The organism is Phenylobacterium sp. (assembly GCF_030651755.1).
In the GTDB taxonomy this organism is placed as follows: Bacteria; Pseudomonadota; Alphaproteobacteria; order Caulobacterales; family Caulobacteraceae; genus Phenylobacterium.
In genome coordinates, this window is the sequence record NZ_JAUSBZ010000101.1 from 38,321 (window position 1) to 46,208 (window position 7,888).

A 7,888-nucleotide genomic window follows, 5' to 3' on the forward strand; every position below is an offset into this window, starting at 1 on the left:
CTAAAGTCGCAGGACCGTGGTCTCGACGACCGGCCGGCGGCCCCAGACCCGCTGGCAGGCTTTCTTGACCGCCCGGGACATGGCCGTCTCGACCGCCTCATCCAGGTCGCGGTCGGCGCCCGACAGACGCGAAAGGGCGCGTTCGGCCTCGTCGGCCAGATCCTCAAGAGCCTCCTCCAAGGGGTAGTCCTCGTCGGTGGGCATGCCGATGGCGCGAACCTGCGGTCCTGAGGTGATCTTGCCTCGACCATCAAGGGCCACGGCGATGGTGACCACCCCATTATGGGCGGCGTGACGGCGCTCGCGCAGGGCTTCGCCATTCTCACTGACCACCACCTTGGCGTCGACATAGAGCCGACCCGCGGGAGTCTCATCGATGATCTCCGCCCGCCCGGGCGCCAGACGCACCATGTCGCCATTGCGCGGCGCGACCGTCTGCGGAACCTGCAGGTCCCGGGCGAAGGCTGCATGCTCCAGCAGATGACGGCGCTCCCCATGGGTGGGGATGGCGATCTGGGGCCGGGCCCAGGCGTACATCCGCGCCAGCTCGTCCCGGCAGGGGTGGCCAGAGACGTGGATGCCGGGATGATCATTGTCGGTGTAGAGCCGCACGCCCCGGTCGGCCATGCGGTTCTGCAGGTTGCGGATGGCGATCTCATTGCCCGGAATGACCCGCGAGGAGAAGACGCAGGAATCCCCCTTGCCCAGGTTCACATGGGGATGGGTTCCGTCTGAAATCCGCGACAGGGCGGCGCGCGCCTCACCCTGGCTGCCCGTGCAGAGATAGAGGATGGAGTCGGCGGGGAAATAGCCCGCCTCGCTCTCATTGACGAAATCCTTGAGGCCGGTGAACAGCCCGACAGAACGCGCCGCGGCGGCCATGCGGTGCATGGACCGGCCCACCAGACAGACCCGTCGGCCATTGGCCTCTGCCGCCCGGATCACAGAATCCATCCGCGCCACGTTGGACGCGAAGCAGGCCACCGCCACCTTGCCCTTCAGCTCGCCGATCAGCCGGGCGAGCGCGTCGCGCACATCGGCCTCCGAACCGGACTCGCCCTCCACGAAAACATTTGTGGAGTCGCAGACCATGGCCAGGACGCCCTCGTCGCCGAGCTGGCGGATGAAGGCCTCGTCCGTGGCGGAGCCGAGCACCGGGTCAGGATCGATCTTCCAGTCGCCGGTGTGCAGGACCGTGCCCAGAGGCGTGCGGATCGACAGGCCGTTGGGCTCGGGGATCGAGTGGGTCAGGGTGATCAGGTCGATCTCGAAGGGCCCCAGCGTCACCCGACCGCCCAGCGGCACGACATTGATCTCCACCTGGCCCTCAAGGCCCCCTTCCCGCAGTTTTTCGCGCAGCAGGAAGGCGGTGAAGGGAGTCGCATAGAGCGGTGCGCGCAGGCGCGGCCACAGCCAGGCCACGGCGCCGATATGGTCCTCATGGGCGTGGGTCAGGACGATGCCGAGGATGTCGTCGGCATGTTCTTCGATGAAGGTCGGATCGGGCAGGATCAGGTCGACGCCCGGCGTCGTCAGGTCGCCGAACGTCACCCCCAGATCGACAATGATCCACTTGCGCGCATGGGGCGGGCCGAACCCATAGAGGTTGAAGTTCATCCCGATCTCGTTGGAGCCCCCCAGGGGGAGAAAAACGAGTTCGTCTTGCGTCTTGTTGGCGGCCATCAGGCGCCTCCGGAATTACGGCGATGGATCTCAAGGAGACCCCTTATGGTCAGGTCCGGATCGAAGTGGTCGATCGCCAGACTGGCCCCATGGAACAGCGACGCGACGCCGCCGGTTGCAATCACGGTCAGGGGCTCTGGCCACTCTGACTTGATCCGGTCGATCAGGCCCTCGATCAGGGCGACATATCCCCAGAAGACGCCGGACTGCATGGCGCCCACCGTATCCTTGCCGATCACCCGCTGAGGCTTCTGAATGGCCACCCGCGGCAGCTTGGCGGCGGCCGCATGCAGGGCTTCCATCGACAGGTTGATGCCCGGCGCGATCACCCCGCCCTCGAACCCGCCATCGCCGGCGATGACATCGAAAGTGGTGGCGGTGCCGGAGTCGATGACGATCAGGGGGCCAGGATAGACCATATGCGCGCCGATGGCGTTGACCAGGCGGTCAGCCCCGGCCTCGGACGGCTTGTCGATGCGCACCGCGATGCCGAGTTCGGCGTTCTCGCCGATCACCAGCGGTTCCACATGCAGGTAGCGCCGGGCGAGATTGCGCAGGTTGAAGATCGACTGTGGCACGACGCTGGAGATGATGCAGGCGTCCAGCACCCCGAACTGCAGCCCGGCCATGTGCAGCAGCTGCGAGAGCCAGACGGCGTATTCGTCCGCCGTGCGGGTGGAGTCCGTGGCCGCCCGCCACTGAGCGATCCAGGTCTGGCCGTCATGGACGGCGAAGAGCGTATTGGTGTTGCCCTGTTCGATCGCCAGCAGCATCAGGCGTCTCCAAAAAATACGTCGCCGGCGGTGATCTTGCGGATCTGACCGTCGTCCAATCGCAGGCGCAGGGCGCCATCGGGGTCCATGCCTTCGGCCACGCCCTCCACCGTCTCATTCGGGAGCCTGGCGATACAAGTCTGACCCAGCCCGTGGGCCCGGCGGGTCCAACCGTCAGCGATGGCGGAAAAGCCCTGGGCGGCCCAGGCGCCGCGCCAGGTCTCGAAGGCCGCGGCCAGCACGTCCAGAGCCGCCTGGGGTGTCGGGGGCGCGCCGCTCATGTGTTCGGCGAAGGTGGCGGAGGGACGTTCAGCCGCCTCAGGGCCGCTGACCAGATTGATCCCAATCCCGACCGCCAGCCAGAGGCGGCCATCGGGACGGGCGCCCGATTCCACCAGGATCCCGGCGGCCTTGCGTCCGTCGATCATCAGGTCGTTGGGCCACTTCACACTGACCAGGTCTGAGGCCAGGCAGGACTCCGCCAGATCGGCGGCGGCCAGGGCGGCGACAAACGACAGCTGTGCGGCCTCGCCGGCCGGCCGGTCGGTGGTCATCAACAGGGTGGCGGCCAGGTTGCCCGCGCCGGTCTCCCAAGGCCTTCCCCGCCGGCCGCGCCCAGCGGTCTGGCGGAAGGCGGCGATCCAGAGCGGCCCAGCGTCCCCCGCCTCGGCCCGACGGCGCGCCTCGGCGTTGGTGGAGTCGAGCTCGTCGAAGAACGCGATCGGCGGGTGAACGGTAGCCAAATCAGGCCAGGCCGAAGGCGGCGGCGGCGGCCGCTGCGAGCGGATCGATGAAGACCAGGGCGACGAGAACCACGGGGAAGGTGAACAGGGCGAGCGCCAGGGCGATGGCGCGGGCCTCCACGGGCGGCGTCTCGGTGGCGCCGGCCGAGGCGTCGAACCACATCACCTTGATCAGGCGCAGATAGTAGAAGGCCGCCACCACGCTGCCCACCAGGGCGATAACGGCGGCGACGCCGAGACCCGCGCCGATGGCCGCCTTGAAGACATAAAACTTGGCCCAGAAGCCCGAGAAAGGCGGCAGGCCGAGCGCTGAAAGCGCGAAGGCGCTCATGGCCAGGGCGATGCCGGGGCGCTCCTTAAAGAGGCCCGCCATGTCGGAGATCGTCTCCATGGGCCGGCCATCCCGCGACAGAGCGGCCAGGCAGGCGAAGAAGCCGGTCACGTCGACCATGTAGAGGACCATGAAGACCAGCATGGCCTGCACGCCAGCGGCGTCGCCCGAGGCAAGGCCCAGGACCGCGTAGCCGATATTGGCGATGGAGGAATAGGCCCACAGGCGTTTCAGATTGCTCTGTGCGAGACCGGCGAAGGCGCCGACAGCGACGGAGGCCAGCGCGATGATCACCAGGATCTGGCTCCACTGAGCGGCGGCGCCACCAAAGCCTTCGGCCAGGACGCGGGCGAACAGCACCATGGCGGCCATCTTGGGCGCCGCGCCAAAGAAGGCCACGACCGGGGTCGGCGCGCCCTCGTAGACGTCCGGCGTCCACATGTGGAACGGGGCCGCCGAAATCTTGAAGGCCAGGCCGCAAATCAGGAACACCAGGCCAAACAGCACCCCCACATTGGCGCCGCCCTCCACCGACTGGGCAATGACGTCGAAATGGGTCGAGCCGGCGAAGCCGTAGATCAGCGATGCGCCATAGAGCAGCAGGCCGGACGACAGGGCGCCCAGGACGAAATACTTCAGGCCGGCCTCAGACGCCTTGGCGTTATCCCGGTGGATGGCGGCCAGGACATAGAGGGCCAGGGAGTGAAGCTCGACGCCGATATAGAGCGAAATCAGGTCCCCGGCCGAAGCCATCATGCCCATGCCGAGCGCGGCCAGCACGATCAGGATCGGGAACTCGAAATTGTTCACCCCGCGGCGTTGGAACCAGGGCTGGCCCAGGGGAATGGCGATGGCGCTGGCGGCGTAGATGGCCACCTTGGCGAAGGCCGAGGCCTGATCGGCGATCAGGCCGCCAGAGAAGCCGCGGCCCATGGGGCCGAACACCGCCGCAACGCCCGCGGCGACCAGCAGGGCGACGGCCGCCAGGCTGAACACCGTGTTGGCTCGGCTTTGAAAGGCGCCCCAGACCAGCAGCGCCAGAGCGCCGCCGGCCAGGATCACCTCGGGAAGGGCGAGGCTCAGATCGGTGGAGAAGTTCATCTCAAAAGCCCCCTCACCCGCCGGTCGCGGCGCGGTAGACCGCGACCAGATTGTCGACCGAGGCCTGGGTGATATCGAAAACGGCGGCCGGATAGATGCCGAGATAGAGGGTGCCGATGATCAGGGGGGCGAAGATCGCCACCTCCCGCCAGTTCAGGTCCTTGATCTCGGCCAGGGCCGGATTGGTGATCTCGCCGAACACGACCCGGCGGTACAGGGTCAGCGCATAGACGGCTGAGAGAATGACGCCGGAGGCCGCCACAATCGCCGCCCAGGTCGAGGCCTGGTAGGCGCCGGTCATGGTGAGGATTTCGCCCACGAAGCCCGAGGTGCCCGGCAGGCCCACATTGCCCATGGTGAACAGCAGGAAGATGGCCGCGTACCAGGGCATGCGGTTCACCAGGCCGCCATAGAAGGCGATCTCGCGGGTGTGCATCCGGTCATAGACCACGCCGACACAGAGGAAGAGGGCGCCGGAGATCAGGCCATGGCTGACCATCTGGAAGATGGCGCCCTGCTCACCCTGGGCGTTGCCTGAGAAGATGCCGAGCGTCACGAAGCCCATATGGGCCACCGAGGAATAGGCGATCAGTTTCTTGATGTCGGTCTGCCGGAAGGCGACCAGCGAGGTGTAGACGATGGCGATCACCGACAGGGCGAAGACCAGCGGCGTGAAATAGGCCGAGGCGTCGGGGAACATGGGCAGCGAGAACCGCATGAACCCATAGCCGCCCATCTTCAGCAGCACGCCCGCCAGGATCACCGAACCGGCCGTCGGCGCCTCCACGTGGGCGTCAGGCAGCCAGGTGTGCACCGGCCACATGGGCATCTTCACCGCGAACGAGGCGAAGAAGGCCAGCCACAGCCAGATCTGGATCTCCTGACCGAAGTCATAGGTCATCAGTTCGGGGATCGAAGAGGTGCCGGTGATGCCGATCATGCCGAGCACCGCGGCCAGCATCAGCACCGAGCCCAGCAGGGTGTAGAGGAAGAACTTGAAGGCCGCATAGACCCGGTTCTTGCCGCCCCAGACCCCGATGATCAGGAACATCGGCGCCAGGCCGAACTCGAAGAACAGATAGAAGAGGATCAGGTCGAGCGCGCAGAACACGCCGATGACCAGGGTCTCCAGCGCCAGGAAGGCGATGAGGTATTCCTCGATGCGATGCTCGATCGAGCGCCAGGAGGCGGCGATGCAGAGCGGCATCAGGAAGGCCGTCAGCACCACGAACAGCACCGAAATGCCGTCCACGCCCATCCGGTAGTGAAGGCCGCCGAACCAGGCGAAGTCCTCGACGAACTGGAAGTCGGCGGTCGTGCGGTCGAACAGACCCAGCATGACCAGGGAGATGGCCAGCGTCACCAGGGTGGTGATGAGCGCGATCCACTTGGCCAGTTCCGCCGAGCGCGGGCTGCCGGCAGGGGCGATGAACCGCAGCGCCAGGATGGCCGCGATGCCCGCGACAGGCGCGTAGGTGATAAGCGAGAGAATGCCAGTCATGACCTATCCCCGCCTCAAGCTCGCCAGAACCAGAGGGCGAAGGCCAGCAGCCCCGCTACCCCGAGCAGCATTACAAACGCATAGTGGTAGACGTAGCCCGTCTGCAGCTTGCCGGTCCGCCGGCCGATCATGGCCGAGGCGGCCGCCACCCCATTGGGGCCCAGTCCGTCGATGATCTTCTGGTCGCCGACCTTCCAGAACAGGTCGCCCAGCCCGCGGGCGGCGCGGACGAAGGTGGCGTTGTAGAGCTCGTCGAAGAACCACTTGTTGTAGAGGAAGCTCCAGACCGGACCCTCCTTGGCCGCCATCCGGGCGCCGAGGCCTTCGCGCAGCACATAGATGTAGAAGGCGATGGCCAGACCGAGCATGGAGGCCACCAGGGGCGCATAGAGCACCCAGTGCGGCACATGGTGGGCGTGCTCGAGCACATGGTTGGTGGGCGCGGTGAAGATGGCGCCGCGCCAGAACTCGGCCTGATGGTCGCCCACGAAATGCTCGACGAAGGCGAAGCCCGCCGCCACCGCGCCGACCGCCAGCAGCAGTAGGGGAACCACCATCACCAGCGGGCTCTCATGGGGCGTGTGCGCATGGTGATGCCCATGGTCGTGAGCGTCCGGCAGGGGCTCGTCATGGGTCTCATGCTGGGCCGGGGCGTGGGCATGGTCGTCGTGGGGCTCATGACCCCACTTGGCGTGGCCATGGAAGGTCATGAAGGCCAGGCGCCAGGAATAATAGGCCGTCAGGCCCGCCGCCAGGATGCCGATGACGAAGGCGAAGAAGGCGATGCCGTTCTCTTCGCCCGCCGCATAGGCCGCCTCGATGATGGTGTCCTTGGAGTAGAAGCCGGCGAAACCCAGGTGCAGATCGGGGATGCCGAAGCCGGTGATGGCGAGCGTGCCGATGACCATCACAGCATAGGTGACGGGCAGCAGCTTCCACAGGGCGCCCATCTTCCGCATGTCCTGCTCGTGGTGCATGCCGTGGATCACCGAGCCGGCGCCCAGGAACAGCAGCGCCTTGAAAAAGGCGTGGGTGAACAGGTGAAACATGGCCGCCTGATAGGCGCCGACGCCGGCGGCGAAGAACATGTAGCCGAGCTGCGAACAGGTCGAATAGGCGATGACCCGCTTGATGTCGTTCTGGGCGAGGCCCACCGTGGCGGCGAACAGGGCCGTGATGGCGCCCACCAGGGTGACGATCTGCTTGGTCACCGGGGCGTATTCGAACATCGGCGACAGCAGGCAGACCATATAGACGCCGGCCGTCACCATGGTGGCGGCGTGGATCAGGGCCGAGACCGGGGTCGGGCCTTCCATGGCGTCGGGCAGCCAGGTGTGCAGGAAGAACTGGGCCGACTTGCCCATGGCGCCGACGAACAGCAGGGCGCAGGCGAGGTCCACGGCATGCCAGGTCTGGCCGGCGAACTGCCAGCCCACGGCGGCGAACTCCTCAACCCGCGGGAAGATCTCGGCGAACTCGATGGTGCCGAACATCCAGAAGACGGTGATGATGCCGAGCGCAAAGCCGAAGTCGCCGACACGGTTGACCACGAAGGCCTTGATGGAGGCGGCGTTGGCGGTGGGCTTTTTGAACCAGAAGCCGATCAGCAGATAACTGGCGAGCCCCACCCCTTCCCAGCCGAAGAACAGCTGCATGAAGTCGGCCGCCGTCACCAGGGCCAGCATGGCGAAGGTGAAGAGCGACAGATAGGCGAAGAAGCGCGGCCGATGCGGATCATGATGCATGTAGCCGATCG

General features: G+C 66.4%; 6 protein-coding genes. All 6 read right to left on the reverse strand.

The window, feature by feature from the left end; all coding sequences use genetic code 11:
- Positions 1–1,683: a ribonuclease J gene (locus tag Q7V15_RS09675; RefSeq protein WP_304755363.1), complete on the reverse strand. Its 1,683-nt coding sequence runs from the start codon at positions 1,681–1,683 to the stop codon at positions 1–3.
- Entirely contained in the window at positions 1,683–2,459 is a 777-nt protein-coding gene (locus tag Q7V15_RS09680) for a type III pantothenate kinase (protein WP_304755369.1), read from the reverse strand. The genes Q7V15_RS09675 and Q7V15_RS09680 overlap by 1 nt, the downstream gene beginning before the upstream one ends.
- The gene (locus tag Q7V15_RS09685) at positions 2,456–3,199 is read right to left on the reverse strand and encodes a biotin--[acetyl-CoA-carboxylase] ligase (protein ID WP_304755364.1); all 744 of its coding nucleotides are present in this window, start codon (positions 3,197–3,199) and stop codon (positions 2,456–2,458) included. Before Q7V15_RS09685 ends, Q7V15_RS09680 begins: the two co-directional genes overlap by 4 nt.
- A 1-nt stretch (position 3,200) precedes the next feature.
- Positions 3,201–4,631 carry an NADH-quinone oxidoreductase subunit NuoN gene (nuoN, locus tag Q7V15_RS09690; RefSeq protein WP_304755365.1) on the reverse strand — a complete coding sequence of 477 codons (1,431 nt, stop codon included), beginning with the start codon at positions 4,629–4,631 and terminating at the stop codon, positions 3,201–3,203.
- A gap of 13 nt (positions 4,632–4,644) precedes the next feature.
- The gene (locus tag Q7V15_RS09695; RefSeq protein ID WP_304755366.1) at positions 4,645–6,132 is read right to left on the reverse strand and encodes an NADH-quinone oxidoreductase subunit M; all 1,488 of its coding nucleotides are present in this window, start codon (positions 6,130–6,132) and stop codon (positions 4,645–4,647) included.
- A 14-nt stretch (positions 6,133–6,146) separates the two neighbouring features.
- On the reverse strand, positions 6,147–7,888 hold a 1,742-nt coding region (gene nuoL / locus Q7V15_RS09700), incomplete at its 5' end, for an NADH-quinone oxidoreductase subunit L (RefSeq protein ID WP_304755367.1).